The following is a 16,066-nucleotide window of genomic DNA, read 5'->3' as shown; positions in this document are numbered from 1 at the left end:
CCACCACGCCGGCGCCCTCGTTGCCGACCGGCATCGATTCATCGAGCCGCCCCGCCATGGCTTTCATCGCCCCATCCGGCACCTTCGCGGTCACGACCGCTGCATCGCCAGTGCCCGCGGCCTTGGCCGTAGACATGTCCGCGGCGCCGACAAGAAGGCCAAGGTCCGACGGATTGATCGGTGAGGCCTCGACCCGGACCAGGACTTCGTCGGGTCCAGGTTCGGGAATTGGAACGCTGGCCAGCGACAGTTCGAGTTCACCGCTCTTCTTGATCAGCGACCGAAGTTCAAGTCCGGTCTTGTTGTCAGAAGCCATCTTAACCCTCCCTGCCTGAATTTTGAGTTTTGTATGATTAGTCGAACCATGGCCAATCCGCAGCGCCCCGATGGGTTACCGCGCCGCCCGGCGCCTGCCCGACCAATTGCGCATATTTGGACAATGCGCCGGCGCGATGCCGCGGCGGCCGAGGGGTCCATTCCTGCCGCCGCCGCGCCAGTTCTGCATCGTCGATCAGAACATCCATCCTGCGCGCGGCTGCGTCGATCCGGATCCGGTCGCCTTCACGCAGCACCGCGAGCGGCCCGCCGATAAAGGACTCCGGCGACACATAGCCAATGCACATGCCGCGGGTTGCGCCCGAGAACCGGCCGTCGGTAACGAGCGCCACCTTCTCGCCCATCCCCTGGCCGTAGATCAAAGCGGTTACCCCCAGCATCTCCCGCATGCCGGGCCCCCCGACGGGACCTTCGTTTCGGATCACCAGGACGTCGCCGGCGGCATAATTACGCTGGCGGACGGCCTCGACGCAGGCTTCCTCATCTTCAAAAATGCGCGCGCTGCCTTCGAACACCAGCTTCTTCAGGCCGGCGACCTTGATGACGGCGCCATCAGGACAAAGATTGCCTTTGAGCACGGCCACGCCGCCGTCAGGCATGATCGGCGCACTGGTGTGATAGATCACCTCGCCGTCGGTCTTGTTCGCCTGGCCGTATTCCTCCGCGATCGTCCTGCCCGTGATGGTCAGACAGCCGCCATCGATGTGACCGCTTTCGATCAGCGCGCGGATCACAACGGCGGTCCCGCCGATGTCATGGACATCCTTCGCGGTATATTTTCCGCCGGGACGCAGATTGCCGAGCAGGGGTGTGCGCGCGAACACCTCGCCGACGTCATCGAGCGGAAAGGCAATTCCGGCTTCGTTGGCGATCGCCGGCAGATGCAGCGCGGCGTTGGTCGATCCGCCGGTGGCGGCAACGATGGCCGCGCCGTTTTTCAGCGCGTTTCGCGTCACCAGTTCGCGCGGCAACGGCCCGCCGCGTTCGTGCATCTCCATCACCAGGCGCCCGGCCCGGCGCGCAATCTGCGCGCGCTCGGCATAGACCCCGGGCACCATCGACACGTTCGGAATGGTCAGCCCCATCGCCTCCGAAACCATCGCCATGGTGTTGGCGGTGAATTGCCCGGCGCAGGCGCCGATGGTCGGCAGGCAGGCGCGCTCGATCCCGGCCAGCGTCGCCTCGTCGATGTCGCCGGTCATGAAGCCGCCGACGGCCTCATAGGAATCCAGCACGGTGAGGGTTCGTCCGTTGAGGTGCCCGGGCAGCGCGCTGCCGCCATAGATGAAGATCGATGGGACGTTGCAGCGGACCATGCCCATCATCACGCCCGGAAGCGTTTTGTCGCAGCCGCCGAACCCGATCAAGGCGTCATAGGCCAGACCATGGACCACGGCCTCAATGGAGTCCGCGATCAACTCGCGTGACAGCAGGGAAAATTTCATCCCCTCGTGGTTCATGCTGATGCCGTCGGACACCGAGATAGTTGTGAATTCGCGCGGTGTGCCGCCGGCCTCGGTAATTCCGGCCTTGGCGGCATCGACCTGGAAGTCATGGGTCATGTTGCAGGGCGTCTGTTCGCCCTTCATGCTGACGACACCGATCATCGGCTTGGCGATGGCCGCGTCGTCAAGCCCCATTGCGCGCATGAAGGCGCGGTGCGGCGCGCGATCGAGGCCGTCCGTGGTTACGCGCGATCGCCATCTTTTCATGATTGTCGTCCCGGCGAACGCCGGAACTCCTACTGCAGCGGCGCGACGATGCTCGGATGCTTGAACTGCGCGACGTCGAGCTTGGGCAGCATCCCCGTCGCGGCATAGATGTCGAGCATCTTCTGGATCGCCTCGAAGTTCGGCGCGGCGCCGGGGTCACGGCCGAAATCATTGTCCTTGAGGAGATAGGTATCCAGCACAGCTATCGGCGCCTTCAACTGTTCGGAAACCACCTTGAGGGTTTCGGCCCGGTCGGCCAGTGCTTTCTTCATGCCGAGGGTGATGTCGCGCACATAGGCCTTCACCAGTTCCGGATTCTTGTCGACAAAATCGGCGCGGCAGGCCTCTAGGATGTGGACGATGTTCGGCATCTCCTCGGACAGCGAGAACAGCTTTCGCGTGCCGCCCTTGGCCTCCGCCCGCGCGGCAAACGGCTGGTTCATGTTCACGGCGTCGACGCGTCCCTGGCGCAAGGCGTCCTCGGAGATCGAGAAGCCGGTTTCGACCAGCTTGATGTCTGTCTTGGGGTCGACGCCGTTCTTCTTGAGCAGCAACTCGAACGGACCCTGAGTGCCGCCCCCGATGACCGAAATGCCGACCGTCTTGCCCTTGAGGTCGGCGATCTTCTTGATCGGGGAATCGTCCATCACGGCCCAATAGACCGAAAACCCGCCGGGCTTTTCGTAGACGTGCTGCGCCACGATATATGCCTTCAGATTGCCGCCGACCACGCCATTCGACAACGACAGCGGCGCCTGCGTCGCGCAATCCAGCGCGCCCGCCGCCAGCGCCTGCGTCATCGGTGAGGTGCCCTGGAACTGGGTCCATTCGATATTGTAGGTCTTGCCGAGATTGGGGAATTCCGCCGGCCGCTTCATCATCCAATATTTGGATTCTTCCGCCGGAATGGTCCAGCCGACGCGGATCGTCTGCTGCGCGTAGGCTTTACTAACGCCTCCAAGCGCGCAAATCCCGATTGCAGCGACCATCAGCCATTTCAAATCCAACCGTTTCATTTGCATTCCCCCCAAAAATTCCAGCCGCAATTCGGCCGTCCCAAGTATCAATTTACACAAGCCTTTCATGCTTCCGAGGGCCGGGCAAGCGCGGCCGGCGATTCTGTCAGTAGCTCGTGATCTGTCGTGTGTTTGTAGCTCGTGAAATGTCGTCGTTTTTGGTTGCCTGAACAAAGGGGGCACCATGGGCGCGGCATCCATTCACCAGGGAGTACGACGGATGCGGTTTTCGAGTTTGCTGGATCGGGCCGAGGCAAAGGAGCCGTCGCAGGCGGATGCGTCGGAGATTCTGGGGATCAACGCGCGGGCGTTTTAACGCTGGGCGGAACGCTTTGAGGCGGAGGAGGATGACCGGCTATTGACCGGCGCGCATCAGGAGGGTCACGTCACGGCAGCAACATGCAGGGGATTGTTCGGTCTGCATGAGCTATGTTTCGGCGAGTTTTTCGGCGATTTCGATGACCTTTCGGCGCAAGTCCCGATTGCTGATCTTCAACATGGCCTTGATGATGGCGACGCCTTCCTTCGTTGACATGAATTTCGCGAACGGCGTGCTGGCGCTCGTCTGAACCCGGTTGGGGTGCTCGAAGAAATGCGTGACATTGCATTCGAGCAACTCAGCAATCTTGAGCAGCAGCCCGGAACTTATCCGCTGGGTGCCTTTTTCGTATTCTCGAACCTGCTGGAGTGTGAGGCCGAGAGCCTTGGCTAGGTTCTCCTGGCTCATCCCGGCTTCGATGCGGCGCGATCGAATACGCTTGCCTACCAGTGCCCCGACGTCGGCGGTGTTCTTTTTCGGGCTCATCGGATTCTGTCTCCGGACTGTTTCTTGGCCGAGTGGGCGATGCGCTCGACCAAGTCGCTGAGGTCGCGCCGAATTGCCCGATCAGTAATGCCCGCATAGGCAGTCAGCAATCTGACCGTCGCAGTGTCCGTAATGAGCTTGAAGGGAATGGCTCCGGTACCTGCACGGTCATTGAAAAAGGCACCGATCCGGACGCCGAGTATTTCCGCGATTTGAGGAAGGCGCCCTGCGCCAACCCGGTTCGCACCCTTTTCGTACTTATGCACCTGCTGGAACGAGACGCCGAGCCGTTTCGCAAGGTCGTCCTGGGACATTCCTGCGATCAGCCGGTGCGCGCGGATGGACTCTCCAACTCGGCTGTCCGCGGCGGTTGGCCGCCTTTTCCTGGTGTCGTGGCCCCTCGGTTTTCCGGACCGCTCCGTCTGCTTTGTCATTGGTGGATTGCACGACCTTCGGAAGAGTTTCTTGATGATGTGCAATCCTAGATCATCCCGTTCGCCGAGCCGTTCTGCTGTTTTGTGCAACAGCGGTAGTAGCTGTAGACGGCCCTTCCTCCGCGCCCCTCACGGTTGTGTGCGGTTTATCGGAGCAACCTGGCCGCGGGACTTGGAACGCCTTGGTCTTTCGCGCGACACCAAAGGCGATCAGTTCAACGCCAACGTTGAACGGCGGCACGTTCTGCCACCTTCCGCAAGTCCAACCAGTCCGATCTACTCGTCGCTACCTGACGTAGAGAGGAGAGAATTTGTGGAACATAAGATGAGGACTATCACGTCTGGCCACAATCAAATCCGCTGCGAGATCGTGACGACCTCCGAGCAGATGCTGTACGCCTACGCGATCCGCAGCATCTGCTTCATTGAGGAGCATAGCATCCGGGCTAAATATGAATTCGATGGCAATGATTATCAGGCCACTCATGTCGTCGTTTACTCGGGTGACGAACCGATTGGCACGCTCCGCATCCGCTGGTTCAGGGATTTCGCGAAGTTCGAGCGCACTGCTTTTCGCAAGGACTATCGCAATACCCACACGTTGAAGGCAGCGGCCGATTTCGCGTTCGACCACGTCGCCCGCAAGGGCTATGACAAGGTTATCACCCATGCCAAATCGAAATATGCGCGGCTGTGGAGGATCGTCCTCGGATTCAAGAATGCCGAGGGCAAGAAGCCGGTCTATTTGGAGGGCCACGACGAGCCCTACACCGAGCTCGTCAAGGAACTCGTACCTCCGCCCAACGCAATCTCGGTTAGCACAGACTCGGTCGTCCTGTTCAGGATCGAGGGGGCTTGGGACGCGCCATCGAAATTCGAGGCCATCGTCCAGTGAACGAAATTGGTTTTAAGGAAATGCTGGGCGGACTGCCGCTAGACCAGCGAAAGGAGATGGCGTCGTCGTGGACTTTTACCGGCTGCACCTGAGGCAAGTGGTCGCCATTCACCAGATGATGTTTCAAAAGCTGTTGTTCGAGGAGGACTCGGCAATGGGACAGGATATTGCCGAACTGTTTCAAGACGTCGGGAGAGCTTATCTTCAAATTTCGGAGCGGATCAGCGAGAGCTGTTCCCATCGCTCGCTTCAAGATTAAACATCTTTCTGAAGCCCGCGTCGTACTCGCTCGGCGGGTTATTCAGTTTGAGCTCGTCGCTGAACCACGGATTATTGCTTCCGAAGATATCGCTCAACCAATCAAACACGAGACGGACAGGGCGAGCGTTCAGACGCTCGGTGAATGCGATCAGATAAAGAGGAACGGAAATCCTTAGGCCGATTTCCAAAGGTACGGCACACGGCTCCATAAGTGTATAGCTGCCGAGCAATCCAATTCCGTGTCCTGCTTTCACCAACATGCCATACGCGAACGAGTTGTCGCAGTGGTGCGCAACGCGCCCGCGCGACACGGCCTGTTGCCAACCATCCCACAGGCCGGTCTTGGCGAGGTAGTATTCCGACTGAATGAAAAGATGCTGTTCCAGGTTGTTGCGCGTCGGCAACCCGTATTTCTGGATATAGTCCTTCGCGACGACTGGGATAAAATGAAGTTGGCCCAGTTTCCTGAACTGAATACCGGATGACTCGCTCGGCATGGTAATGATCATCATGTCCGTCTGGTTTTCCCGCAAGTTCATAACGTTGAGCGGGTTTTTCAGATGCAACTGGATTTTCGGGTACTGCGCGGAGAATTGCACCAGCGCCGGCGCGGCAAAAAACGCATTCAGCCCGTCCGTGATGCTGACGCGCACCGTCCCCTCCGCTTCACGGCTCTCCGCCTTTAAGTCACTGGTAATGGAAAAGAGCGTGTGATCGAGCCGCGACAGGGCCTGCGCAAGCGCTTCTCCCTTTTGGGTAAGTTTTACGCCGCGCGGTGTCGAGATGAAAAGCTGCGAACCCACCACGTCCTGGAGACGCTTGACCTGCCGGCTCACGGTCGGCTGGCTGGTGTTGGTGATCTCCGCGGCCCTGTTAAACGATTTCGTCTTTGCCACTGCCAGAAAGACGCGTAGTTCGCCCCAGAACTGTCCGCTCAGCAGCGTCTCTTCGTCAAGCGAACTCTTGTTAAATGACTGTTGTTCCTCGTCGAACGGGCGCATGGCATCCCCAGCCAGGTGAATGACGATGGCGCACAGCTTATCCGTGTTTCGAGCCGGAAGTCCACTCAGAGCAGCCCACGTCGGCGAAACCGTCCCCGCCGCCCGTCTTCTCCGAAACCTCGACAAAGGCGACCGATCACGAGCTACAACTTCACGCAACCGACAGCCCGGCGGCGCTCATTACGCCAACGCCTTCAGCGCCGCCCTGCCCGCGTATGTCGCCTGGCCCCCGAGCTGCTGCTCGATGCGCAACAGCTGATTGTATTTGGCGGTGCGGTCGGAGCGCGCCAGGGAACCGGTCTTGATCTGCCCGCAATTGGTGGCGACGGCGAGGTCGGCGATGGTGGAATCCTCGGTTTCGCCGGAGCGGTGCGACATCACCGCCGTGTAGCCGGCCTTGAAGGCCATCTCGACCGCGGAGAGCGTTTCGGTCAGCGTGCCGATCTGGTTGACCTTGACCAGGATGGAGTTGGCGCGGCCGTGTTTGATGCCGTCGGCGAGCCGCGTCACATTGGTGACGAACAGGTCGTCGCCCACGAGCTGGCACTTGCCGCCGATCAAATCGGTCAGTTCCTTCCAGCCTTCCATGTCGTCTTCGCTCATGCCGTCCTCGATGGAGACGATCGGATAGCGCGACGCCAGGTCGGCGAGATATTTTGCCTGCTCGGAACAGCTGCGGGTCTTGTTCTCGCCGCCATAGACGTAAGCGCGGTCCCTGAAGAACTCGGTGGCGGCGCAGTCCAGCGCCAGCATGACGTCGGAGCCCGCCTTGTAGCCGGCCTTGCCGATCGCGCCCATGACGAATTCGAGCGCTGCGTCGGCCGACGGCAGGTTCGGCGCAAAGCCGCCTTCGTCGCCGACATTGGTGTTGTGGCCGGCTTTCTTCAGCTCGCCGCGCAGCGTGTGGAAAATTTCGGAGCCGCAGCGCAGCGCCTCCGCAAAGGTATTGGCGCCGACCGGCATGACCATGAATTCCTGGAAATCGATCGGATTGTCGGCATGCACGCCGCCATTGATGATGTTCATCATCGGCACCGGCAGCGTCCGCGCCGAGGTGCCGCCGACATAACGGTACAGCGGCATGTCGAAGGATTCGGCCGACGCCTTGGCGACCGCAAGGGAGACGCCGAGGATGGCATTGGCGCCGAGCCGGCTCTTGTTCGGCGTGCCGTCGAGCGCGATCATGGCCTGGTCGATCTGCACCTGCTGCTCGGAGTCCATGCCGCCGAGCGCGTCGAAGATTTCGCCGTTGACGGCCTCGACCGCCTTCTGCACGCCCTTGCCGAGATAGCGGGCCTTGTCGCCGTCGCGAAGCTCCACGGCTTCATGGGCGCCGGTGGAGGCGCCCGATGGCACCGCCGCGCGGCCCAATGATCCGTCCTCCAGCACCACATCGACCTCAACCGTGGGATTGCCGCGGCTGTCGAGAATTTCGCGGCCGATGATGTCGACGATCGCTGTCATGGCATTTTTCCTGCGTGGTTCGGGCTGGCTGGGCGGGTCATACACGGCGCGCAAGGAAATGTGAACGCTCGCGGGCTGCCTGCCAAATGCGCAGAGCCGGTCGGATTGTGCTAAGCTGAGGTCGATCGACGCGTCCAAAGCCTTTCTCTCACAGAGCCGGGGTAACGCAATGAATCGCCGCCAGTTTCTCGCTTCAACCGCCGGGATCCTCGCCACGCCTGCGCTGCTGGGCGGCGCCGCCGCACAGGAAAGTCCGTTCCGGGTAAAATATTATCCAGTCGCCGCCGGCATGGGCTCGCGCGACGTCACGCCGTCGCCGGACGGCACGATCTGGTTCTGCGGCCAGCGCAACGGCACGCTAGGGCGGCTCGATCCGCGGGATGGCTCATTCAAGCTGGTCGATCTCGGCAGGGGCGCCGCGCCCCACGGGGTCATTATCGGACCGGACGGCGCGCCGTGGGTCACCGAAGGCGGACAGAATGCGATCGCCCGCGTCGATCCGGCGGATCACAAGGTGACGCTGTTCAAGCTTCCCGAAAGCGCCGCCTACGCCAATCTTAACACCGCGGTGTTCGACAAGAGCGGCATCTACTGGTTCACCGGACAGAGCGGCATTTACGGCCGGCTCGATCCGAAGTCGGGGGACATGACTGTGTTCAAGGCGCCGCGCGGCCGCGGGCCTTACGGCATGACCATCACGCCCAAGGGCGAGGTCTGGTATGCCTCGCTGGCCGGCAGCCACATCGCGCGTATCGATCTTGCAACGGGCAACGCCACCATCGTCGAGCCGCCGACCAAGGATCAGGGGGCGCGCCGGGTATGGTCGGACTCCAAGGGCCGCATCTGGGTCAGCGAGTGGAACAGCGGCAACGTCTCGGTGCACGATCCGGCCGACGGCTCATGGAAGGCCTGGAAGCTGCCGGGCAGCAACCCGCGCACCTATGCGGTCTATGTCGATCACAAGGACAAGGTCTGGCTCACCGATTTCTCGGCCAACGCGATCGTGCGTTTCGATCCGCTGACTGAAAAATTCAATTCGTTCCCGAGTGACAAAGCGAGCGCGAATGTACGGCAGATGGACGGCAGGCCCGGTGAAACATGGGGCGGCGAATCCGGCACCAACCGGCTGGTGGTGATCCAGACCGTCGCGCCGGCGTGAGGTTTTTCGCGGGTCTGCTGCTGCTCGCAGTGCTGACGGCCGCTCCGGCGACCGCAGAAGAAAGCGGCGCCCACCTGTTCGCGCCCTGCCGTGCCTGCCACAGCCTCGATCCGGCGGAGCGAGGCCTGCCCGGTCCCAATCTCGCCGGCCTGATCGGACGCAGGATCGGCGGCGATACGGCCTTCGATTATTCGCCGGTCCTGCGCAGGGCGCGCGATGACGGTTTGCACTGGGATGCACGGCGGCTCGATGCTTTTCTCGCCGATCCGGCGGAAATATTTCCGGGTCTGTGGATGTCGATGCGCGGCATCGAGGATGCGGCGCAGCGGCAGGAACTGGTCCGTTTTCTGACGGATCCCGCGTCGCGTTGATGATGGTGCGCTTATGCAGGACGGCCGACCCACACCCATCCGTGCCAGGTCCCGATATCATTGTACTGCGTGATGAAGTCGCGCGCCGCATCACGTCGCAAGCCCAAGCGGTCCATCACAGCCTGCGATCTGGAATTGTCGGGGGAGGCATAAGCGAGGACTTCGGTCAGCCCGCAGCGGCTGAAGGCATCGTGCAGTGCCGCCCCCGCGGCCTCACTGGCGTATCCATGCCCCCATGCGGGTCGCACCAGCCGCCAGCCGATATCCACATGGGGACCGAGCGGATGGACAGGCCGCGAAGGCATGACCCCGGCGTAGCCAAGAAAACCGCCCCGCAGATTTTCCACCGCCCAGCGCGTGAACCCGTATTGCTCGAACGCCGCGACGTAGCGGTCGAACTTCGCATCGCTCGTTGCGCGGTCGAGCGGCCCGCCGGCATCAGCCATCACCTCCGGGTGCGCGTGCATGGCGGCAAATGCATTCCGGTCGGAGTCTTGCCAGCAACGCAGCCCCGTGCGTGACGTTTCGATTATTATCCCAGCCACAACAGCACCGGTAACCTCGTGACCTCAGCCCTACGATTGGCTATCAGAGGATCAACGGAGACCACCATGTCCAGGAAGCCCAGTAAATCGCCGAAATCACCAAGCTTGCAGCTCGGCCGCGCGGTGCCATGGCCGCGCACGCCCGAGGAAGCGCAGATCGACGGCGTGCCCAATCCGCAAACCGGCACCGACTATCTGGTGCGTTTCGCGGTGCCGGAATTCACCTCGATCTGTCCGGTCACGGGGCAGCCGGATTTTGCCCATCTGGTGATCGATTATGTGCCGGGACAATGGCTGCTGGAGTCGAAATCGCTAAAGCTTTTTGTCGCGAGCTTCCGCAATCACGGAGCACTCCATGAGGACTGCACGGTTGCGATCGGCAAGCGGCTCGCCGCCGAAATCAAACCGAAATGGCTGCGCATCGGCGGCTACTGGTACCCGCGCGGCGGCATTCCCATCGACGTGTTCTGGCAGACCGGCAAGCTGCCGAAGGGCATGTGGGTTCCGGACCAGGGCGTCGCGCCCTATCGCGGCCGGGGTTGATCCTGCGCATCAAAAAAGTTGCGCGTTCGACTACGTCGGGAAAGATCCCCTTCACGCGCCGACCACTTGCCGCGGCATCTAGCTCAGCGTTTGGATCGTCTGGCAACGCATTCCGCTACGTGCGGTCATGGCGTATTTGCCGCATACCCGGCCGATCCCCCTTGCCCTCGCATTCGTGATCCTAACGTTGAATATTATCAAAAAGACAACTTGACTTTGAATTCGCGCAATTCAAATATAGGTTGTTAGTATTTCAACATGCAATTTTTTGGAGATTTTTGTCATGACAGCGTGGAAACAGATACCAGGAGCCCTCGTCCGCATATCGGCAGGATCCGAAACCAACGTGTGGGGTGTCAACGCGGCCCACAACATCTATCGCTACAGCACTTTAGGTGCCGGCGACTGGGTCCAGATACCCGGGGCGCTTTCGGATATTGGGTCGGCCGCCGATGGCACCGTGTGGGGGGTCAACTCGGCGGGAAATATCTACCGATACATGGAAGACGGGTCCTGGAAGCTCATTCCAGGAGGCCTGACCCGCATCTCGGTCGGGTCCAAGACCAACGTGTGGGGCGTCAATGCGGCTGGCAACATCTACCGCTACACCCAAAACGATGCTAACCCCTGGATCCAGATCCCAGGCGGACTCTCGGACATCGGGGCGGCCGCGGACGGTACCGTGTGGGGCGTCAATTCGGCGGGGAATATCTACAGATACGCCGACACTGGAAGCTGGACGCAAATCGGCGGCGGCCTCAAGGGAATATCCGCCGGATCCAGAACCAATGTTTGGGGCGTCAACTCGGCCGCCAACATTTACGCCTACACGCAGGACGATGCCACTCCTTGGGTCCAGATACCGGGCGGCCTTTCCGACATTGGGGCGGGCGTCGACGGCGCGGTATGGGGCGTCAACTCGGCCGGGAATATCTACCGCTACGTTCGCACATAGGCTTGGGTTTCGGATGGCGATCCGTTCATCCGAACTGGCACACGATGCGGCAGGACTGACGGGTCAGCGAAACAGCCCGTCGCTTGCCGCATTCGTGTTACCTTTCCGTGAAGCCAGTGGCAGGCCGATCCGGACCAAGCTTTGCAAATAATTCGGTCTTCATGGTGTGCCGGATCATTCTTGATCGCCGATGCGGCGACACCGCGCGTTTGCGGCGGAGCGAGATCCGCCGCTCAGGCTGCCGCGGCATCCGCGGGCCTCGTCTGCCGCAACAGCCGTGCGCAGACAAAGCCCAGCGCGATCATGATGGCCGCACTGGTAAGCAGCGTCGGAATTTTGCCGAGATATGCCAGACCGAAACCGTAGGCGATCGGTCCGATGGTTTGACCCATGAAGAAAAAGAAAGAATGCAGCGACAGCGCGGTGGCGCGGGCGGTGGCCGAGAGTTCGCTGGCAAACACCTGCAGGCATCCGTGGATCATGTAAAAGCCCCAGCCCATGAACAGCAGGCTCAAGGCCTGGATGGTCCAGCCAGGGCCCAATGCGATGACGCCAAGCTGCAGCCCGACCAGGGTTGCGCCCGATATCATCATGCCCTTGACGCCAAGCCGCGGCAGGAATCGCGACACGCTGATGGTATAGAACAGGCCGCCGACGGCGAAGCCGGCGATGACGACGCCTGCGATCGACAGGCTCGTCACACCGAGTTCGAACAGGAGCGCCGCGATGAACGGAAACAACCCGAGCACGCAGCAGCCCTCGATAAAGACCGCCGAATAGCAAACCGGCGCATTCGCATTGGCGAAGATCGTTCTGTAGCCCTGTTTGAGCATCGAGAAATTCGTTCTGGGCGCCGGTGTCAGCGCCGCGCCGCGGAAGCCGATGGCGACCGCGATCGAGGCCGCGATCACCAGCACGCCGAGCACCGCGAGCACGCCGCGCCATCCGAGAAGATCGCCGATCAGACCGGAGGCGGACGCGCCCAGCAGGTTGCCGGTCATGGCGCCGGCGAGCGTGCGGCCGATCGCGACCTGCCGCTTGTCCGGCGCGACCAGATCGCTGGTGAGGCCCAGCGCGATCGGAAACACGCCGCCGGAGCCGATGCCGGCGAGGATGCGCGTTGCGAACAGCATCGGAAACGACGTCGACAACGCGCCGAGGATGCTGGCGAGCCCAAGCAGCACCAGGCAGGCGATCATCAGCCGCGCCTTGCCGAACAGGTCCGCCGCTGCTCCAAGCACCGGCTGCACGATGGCGAAGGTGAATGCGAAGACGGCTGCAAAACTCGCAGCCGTCGCGATGCTGACGCCGAAATCCTCGGCGACATGCGGCAGCACCGGATCCAGCGCCCGCGCCGACAGGCTCGCTGCAAACGTCGCCAGCGCGATGATATTCAGGACCGGCGGCATGTGCGGCTTCATGCGGCCGCAGCCCCGCACGCCAGGACGCGTCGATAGGCGGCGGAGTGCATTTTGAATTCAGTGGAACTGTTCATTGCCGCGGACTTTGCGTCGCGTACGCCTTCCGCGTCAACCTGTCGCAAGCCATTAATGCCTAACTGCAATCGATCAGCATCTTCGAAGATGGGCCGAACGATATTCGGCAGATCACTTACGGGCGCTCGCAGACGACCGAATACGGAAATCTGCGCGAACTCGTGCAGATGTATCTCAATGCGGGCGGACGCTTCTCAGACGACCTGCGCGAATTCGTGCCTTTGATCGGTCGAACGGCCTTGGTCGACAATTCCAACTTCAAGACTTTGCTCCGCCGGGCCGGCGCGGAAGATCCCGTGATGCGCCAGACGCAGGACGTGTTCTTCGACCGTCGCTACTTTCAACCAGCCATGAGCTGGGCCGGCGCGAACGGATTCGCGCAAGCGCTGTCCGCTCTCGTCATCTACGACTCCTTCATTCATAGCGGCGGCATTCTTGATTTTCTGCGTTCGCGCTTCCCCGAACTGCCGCCGGCGCGGGGTGGCAACGAGCAGGTCTGGATCCGCCAATATGTCGACGTTCGGAACAACTGGCTTCTGAACCACCACCGGCCGGCGGTTCGCGCCAGCGCCTACCGTACCCGCGACCTGGCACGCGAGATCGGGCGCGGCAACTGGGACCTAAGCCTCCTGCCGATCATCGCCAATGGCACTCCGGTGGATGCCGGCATGGGAATGGCTGCCGCCGCCGCGAGTGCCGACGACATCCCGTATCTTGGCGTGCAATCCGAAAAAGAGGGTTACGAAGAAATCTGGAGCGACGATACTTTCGCCGCCCGCACGGTCGCATCGAGTGCTGCTGCAAGCGCCAGCAGCGATGGCCTCGCTCGCCACCGCCATTCTAAATCATCCCGGCATCACCCTGGCGACGGTTCATTCGTCCGGCGTAGAGGATCAAGCCAATGCGCGGCAGAATATTGCCGATATGGCTGCGGGCGGGCCGGCCCACCGCAGCAGTTATGGCACCGCACCCGGTGGGGTCGTCATGCTGGATGGACGGTTGCTGCGGGGGATGCTCGCCCTGGCCGAACAATATACATTCTCCGTCTCCGAAATCTGCGGCGGCTCGCACAATTCCAACTCGCGGCACTACGCCGGCATCGCCGCCGATTTCAATGTCGTCAACGGCCGGCGGATCAGCGCCGCGCATCCGGCTCTCGCCGCCTTCAAGACGCGCTGCCGCGAGCTCGGTGCAACCGAGGTCCTTGGCCCTGGAAGTCCTAATCATGACACGCACGTGCACGCGGCATGGCCACGTCTGACATGAATCTGGTCGCCTATGCTTGAGACACGGTAACGGCAAGCTTTATTCCAGTGGAGGGAGCGATGGCGAAAAAGGTCGAACCGAAGGCAGGCGAAAGACGAAACGAACCCGAAGGAGCGCCGTCAGGACAAGTCGATCTTGCGCAGGTCATCGGTGCGCTGAAGCAGGTCACGGAGGCGCTGACGACGGTTGGCAACCAGTTGCAACAACTCGTCCCGGCCGGTGGCGTCGCTCCGGGACCAGCGGCCGCGGTAGAAATCAACACATGGGATGATCCCTTCAGCGAATTGGCGCCGACGGTAAATCCACCTCGGGCGGCTGTGACGGCAGTCGCTTTGGCGACCAATACAAATCCCAGGCTGCGAACGGCCGTTGTCGAGCCGCAATTGCCGGTGGCGCGCTACAGCCCCGGCACGGACGGCTTTCGTTATTGGGTGGCGTCGGAAGCGATCAACCGCGGAATCAATTTCTGGGGGGCACTGCTTCCGGCCGGCACGACGTGGTCCACCTCCAACCCGATGCGGGTTATTCTCGTGGATGCGATTGACGACCTCAACGCACAATACCGCCGGATTGACGGACTTCACTTTTACAAGAGCAGGGTCGCAAGTGCTGGTATCGACATCTATTCCGGCGAAAGCCCCGATATTGTGTGCCACGAGTTGGGACATGCGGTGCTGGACGCGTTGCGGCCGCAACTCTTCAACGCAGGCGATGCCGAGGCCAGCGCTTTCCACGAGGCGTTCGGAGACATCAGCGCGATGCTGGTCGCACTTCAGTTTCCATCGACGCGCCAGAGCATTATCACTGAGACCAGCGGCCGGCTGAACGCCAACTCACGGCTCTCGCGGCTCGCCGAACAACTTGGCTGGGCCATTCGCCAAACCAGACCGGATCTGGTCGACCGCGACTCGTTACGCAACGCTGCGAACCACTTTTTTTATCGGCGGATCGACACGGTTCCACCGTCCGCGCCCGCGAACCTGCTGTCGTCAAGACCGCATTCATTCTCGCGCGTGTTCACCGGTGCATTCCTCGATGTGCTCGCCCGAATGTTCACCGCGACCGGTGTTCCCAATGAGGCCAACCTGCTCGCGGTGAGCCGCGATCTCGGTCAGCTCGTTGTCGATGCCGTTCTCGCCGCGACGGTCACGACAGGGTATTTCAGTCAGGTCGCGGCGGCGATGATCCAGGCCGACCTGGCTCGCTTCGGCGGTCGAAACCGGCCAGCGCTGACGAGCGCCTTCCTCGAGCGCGGCATCCTGTCGGTCGATTCCGCGGTAGCGATGGCCGATGCGCCGATTCCGAAAGCGGTCGGCCGCCAGCGCGGAGCGGTCATGGTCGCTGACAACATCGTCCACTCGGACGCGGCGATGGGTTCTCCGACGGTGTATGCATACGAAGGCGAAGTCGTCGACGACGGCTTCCGGTTGGGTTACGGCGAGACGCCCGAACTTCCGAGCAGGCCGATCTCGATCGGGGGGCTTACCATTGACGTTCACGCGCCCGTGCAGAAGCAGCGGTTCGAAGTTGCGTCGGCAATGGTCGGCGCTGAAGCGGACAGCGCGCTCGGCGCGGACACCGCCATGCAGCTCTTCGTTGAAGGCCTGATCCAGCGCCGGGAAATCGATCTCGGGACGGCGACCCGGCGGCTGGGAGAAATGGGCGCCAAGGATTCAGGACGCGCAACACATTCCCTGGTGGCAGAGGGCGGCAAGCAGGTGCTGAAGAGAAACCATTTCGCTTGCGGGTTCTGCAAGCAGGACGGACCTGGTTTCGCCTGCGTCTGAATGGCTGCATAGCCGGGCGG

General features: G+C 61.7%; 15 protein-coding genes and 2 pseudogenes. 8 read left to right on the top strand and 9 right to left on the bottom strand.

Going from position 1 to position 16,066, the window contains the following annotated elements; all coding sequences use genetic code 11:
- The 5 genes and pseudogenes from VGP39_RS11275 to VGP39_RS11255 all read right to left on the bottom strand — a co-directional run.
- Positions 1-316: pseudogene (locus tag VGP39_RS11275) on the bottom strand (NADH oxidase); the annotation flags it as partial.
- A gap of 37 nt (positions 317-353) precedes the next feature.
- On the bottom strand, positions 354-2,048 hold the full coding sequence (gene ilvD / locus VGP39_RS11270; RefSeq protein WP_327568183.1) for a dihydroxy-acid dehydratase: 1,695 nt from the start codon (positions 2,046-2,048) through the stop codon (positions 354-356).
- A gap of 29 nt (positions 2,049-2,077) precedes the next feature.
- Entirely contained in the window at positions 2,078-3,037 is a 960-nt protein-coding gene (locus tag VGP39_RS11265) for an ABC transporter substrate-binding protein (RefSeq protein ID WP_327568185.1), read from the bottom strand.
- Between the two features lie 454 nt (positions 3,038-3,491).
- Positions 3,492-3,869, bottom strand: a complete 378-nt coding sequence (locus VGP39_RS11260; protein WP_327568182.1) for a helix-turn-helix transcriptional regulator — start codon at positions 3,867-3,869, stop codon at positions 3,492-3,494.
- Entirely contained in the window at positions 3,866-4,303 is a 438-nt protein-coding gene (locus VGP39_RS11255; protein ID WP_327568181.1) for a helix-turn-helix transcriptional regulator, read from the bottom strand. The genes VGP39_RS11260 and VGP39_RS11255 overlap by 4 nt, the downstream gene beginning before the upstream one ends.
- 370 nt (positions 4,304-4,673) lie before the next feature.
- Here VGP39_RS11255 and VGP39_RS11250 point away from each other — a divergent pair, with 370 nt between their 5' ends.
- Positions 4,674-5,198, top strand: a complete 525-nt coding sequence (locus tag VGP39_RS11250; protein WP_327568180.1) for a GNAT family N-acetyltransferase — start codon at positions 4,674-4,676, stop codon at positions 5,196-5,198.
- 221 nt (positions 5,199-5,419) lie between these two features.
- On the opposite strand, the gene VGP39_RS11245 is transcribed toward VGP39_RS11250, so the two are convergent.
- Together VGP39_RS11245 and eno are read right to left on the bottom strand one after the other, a co-directional pair.
- A complete protein-coding gene (locus tag VGP39_RS11245; protein WP_327568179.1) occupies positions 5,420-6,460 on the bottom strand; it encodes a LysR family transcriptional regulator in 1,041 nt (346 codons plus the stop codon).
- Between the two features lie 180 nt (positions 6,461-6,640).
- On the bottom strand, positions 6,641-7,924 hold the full coding sequence (gene eno, locus VGP39_RS11240) for a phosphopyruvate hydratase (RefSeq protein WP_327568178.1): 1,284 nt from the start codon (positions 7,922-7,924) through the stop codon (positions 6,641-6,643).
- A gap of 169 nt (positions 7,925-8,093) precedes the next feature.
- Between eno and VGP39_RS11235 the strand changes: the two genes are divergently transcribed.
- Positions 8,094-9,083: a virginiamycin B lyase family protein gene (locus VGP39_RS11235; RefSeq protein WP_327568177.1), complete on the top strand. Its 990-nt coding sequence runs from the start codon at positions 8,094-8,096 to the stop codon at positions 9,081-9,083.
- Positions 9,080-9,454, top strand: a complete 375-nt coding sequence (locus tag VGP39_RS11230; protein WP_327568176.1) for a hypothetical protein — start codon at positions 9,080-9,082, stop codon at positions 9,452-9,454. Before VGP39_RS11235 ends, VGP39_RS11230 begins: the two co-directional genes overlap by 4 nt.
- Positions 9,455-9,465: 11 nt before the next feature.
- On the opposite strand, the gene VGP39_RS11225 is transcribed toward VGP39_RS11230, so the two are convergent.
- Positions 9,466-9,999 carry a GNAT family N-acetyltransferase gene (locus VGP39_RS11225; protein ID WP_327568175.1) on the bottom strand — a complete coding sequence of 178 codons (534 nt, stop codon included), beginning with the start codon at positions 9,997-9,999 and terminating at the stop codon, positions 9,466-9,468.
- A 66-nt stretch (positions 10,000-10,065) separates the two neighbouring features.
- On the opposite strand from VGP39_RS11225, the gene queF reads away from it, so the two are divergent.
- Positions 10,066-10,542, top strand: a complete 477-nt coding sequence (queF, locus tag VGP39_RS11220) for a preQ(1) synthase (protein ID WP_327568174.1) — start codon at positions 10,066-10,068, stop codon at positions 10,540-10,542.
- A gap of 283 nt (positions 10,543-10,825) precedes the next feature.
- Positions 10,826-11,497, top strand: a complete 672-nt coding sequence (locus VGP39_RS11215; RefSeq protein WP_327568173.1) for a tectonin domain-containing protein — start codon at positions 10,826-10,828, stop codon at positions 11,495-11,497.
- Positions 11,498-11,730: 233 nt separating this feature from the next.
- Here the strand turns inward: VGP39_RS11215 and VGP39_RS11210 are convergent, their stop codons facing one another.
- Positions 11,731-12,906, bottom strand: coding sequence for an MFS transporter (locus tag VGP39_RS11210; RefSeq protein WP_327568172.1), 1,176 nt, complete (start codon positions 12,904-12,906; stop codon positions 11,731-11,733).
- A gap of 254 nt (positions 12,907-13,160) precedes the next feature.
- Between VGP39_RS11210 and VGP39_RS28155 the strand changes: the two are divergent.
- The 3 genes and pseudogenes from VGP39_RS28155 to VGP39_RS11195 form a co-directional block, all read left to right on the top strand.
- Positions 13,161-13,559, top strand: a pseudogene (locus VGP39_RS28155) (chitosanase); the annotation flags it as partial.
- Positions 13,560-13,785: 226 nt separating this feature from the next.
- Positions 13,786-14,259, top strand: a complete 474-nt coding sequence (locus tag VGP39_RS11200; RefSeq protein ID WP_327568170.1) for a hypothetical protein — start codon at positions 13,786-13,788, stop codon at positions 14,257-14,259.
- Positions 14,260-14,318: 59 nt separating this feature from the next.
- On the top strand, positions 14,319-16,046 hold the full coding sequence (locus VGP39_RS11195) for a hypothetical protein (RefSeq protein ID WP_327568169.1): 1,728 nt from the start codon (positions 14,319-14,321) through the stop codon (positions 16,044-16,046).
- The last annotated feature ends 20 nt before the right edge of the window (positions 16,047-16,066 follow it).

This window comes from Bradyrhizobium sp., assembly GCF_036009065.1.
Taxonomy (GTDB): Bacteria; Pseudomonadota; Alphaproteobacteria; order Rhizobiales; family Xanthobacteraceae; genus Bradyrhizobium.
The sequence above is the reverse complement of the archived record's forward strand: the minus strand, read 5'-3'. Positions and strand labels throughout refer to the sequence as shown.

Bases quoted from the DNA above. Each gene is read 5' to 3' on its own strand.
- VGP39_RS11245 (WP_327568179.1), bottom strand. From the start codon at position 6,460: ATGCGCCCGTTCGACGAGGAACAACAGTCATTTAACAAGAGTTCGCTT.
- VGP39_RS11255 (WP_327568181.1), bottom strand. From the start codon at position 4,303: ATGACAAAGCAGACGGAGCGGTCCGGAAAACCGAGGGGCCACGACACC.
- VGP39_RS11195 (WP_327568169.1), top strand. From the start codon at position 14,319: ATGGCGAAAAAGGTCGAACCGAAGGCAGGCGAAAGACGAAACGAACCC.
- VGP39_RS11215 (WP_327568173.1), top strand. From the start codon at position 10,826: ATGACAGCGTGGAAACAGATACCAGGAGCCCTCGTCCGCATATCGGCA.
- VGP39_RS11265 (WP_327568185.1), bottom strand. From the start codon at position 3,037: ATGGTCGCTGCAATCGGGATTTGCGCGCTTGGAGGCGTTAGTAAAGCC.
- ilvD (WP_327568183.1), bottom strand. From the start codon at position 2,048: ATGAAAAGATGGCGATCGCGCGTAACCACGGACGGCCTCGATCGCGCG.
- queF (WP_327568174.1), top strand. From the start codon at position 10,066: ATGTCCAGGAAGCCCAGTAAATCGCCGAAATCACCAAGCTTGCAGCTC.
- VGP39_RS11210 (WP_327568172.1), bottom strand. From the start codon at position 12,906: ATGCCGCCGGTCCTGAATATCATCGCGCTGGCGACGTTTGCAGCGAGC.
- VGP39_RS11260 (WP_327568182.1), bottom strand. From the start codon at position 3,869: ATGAGCCCGAAAAAGAACACCGCCGACGTCGGGGCACTGGTAGGCAAG.
- VGP39_RS11235 (WP_327568177.1), top strand. From the start codon at position 8,094: ATGAATCGCCGCCAGTTTCTCGCTTCAACCGCCGGGATCCTCGCCACG.
- eno (WP_327568178.1), bottom strand. From the start codon at position 7,924: ATGACAGCGATCGTCGACATCATCGGCCGCGAAATTCTCGACAGCCGC.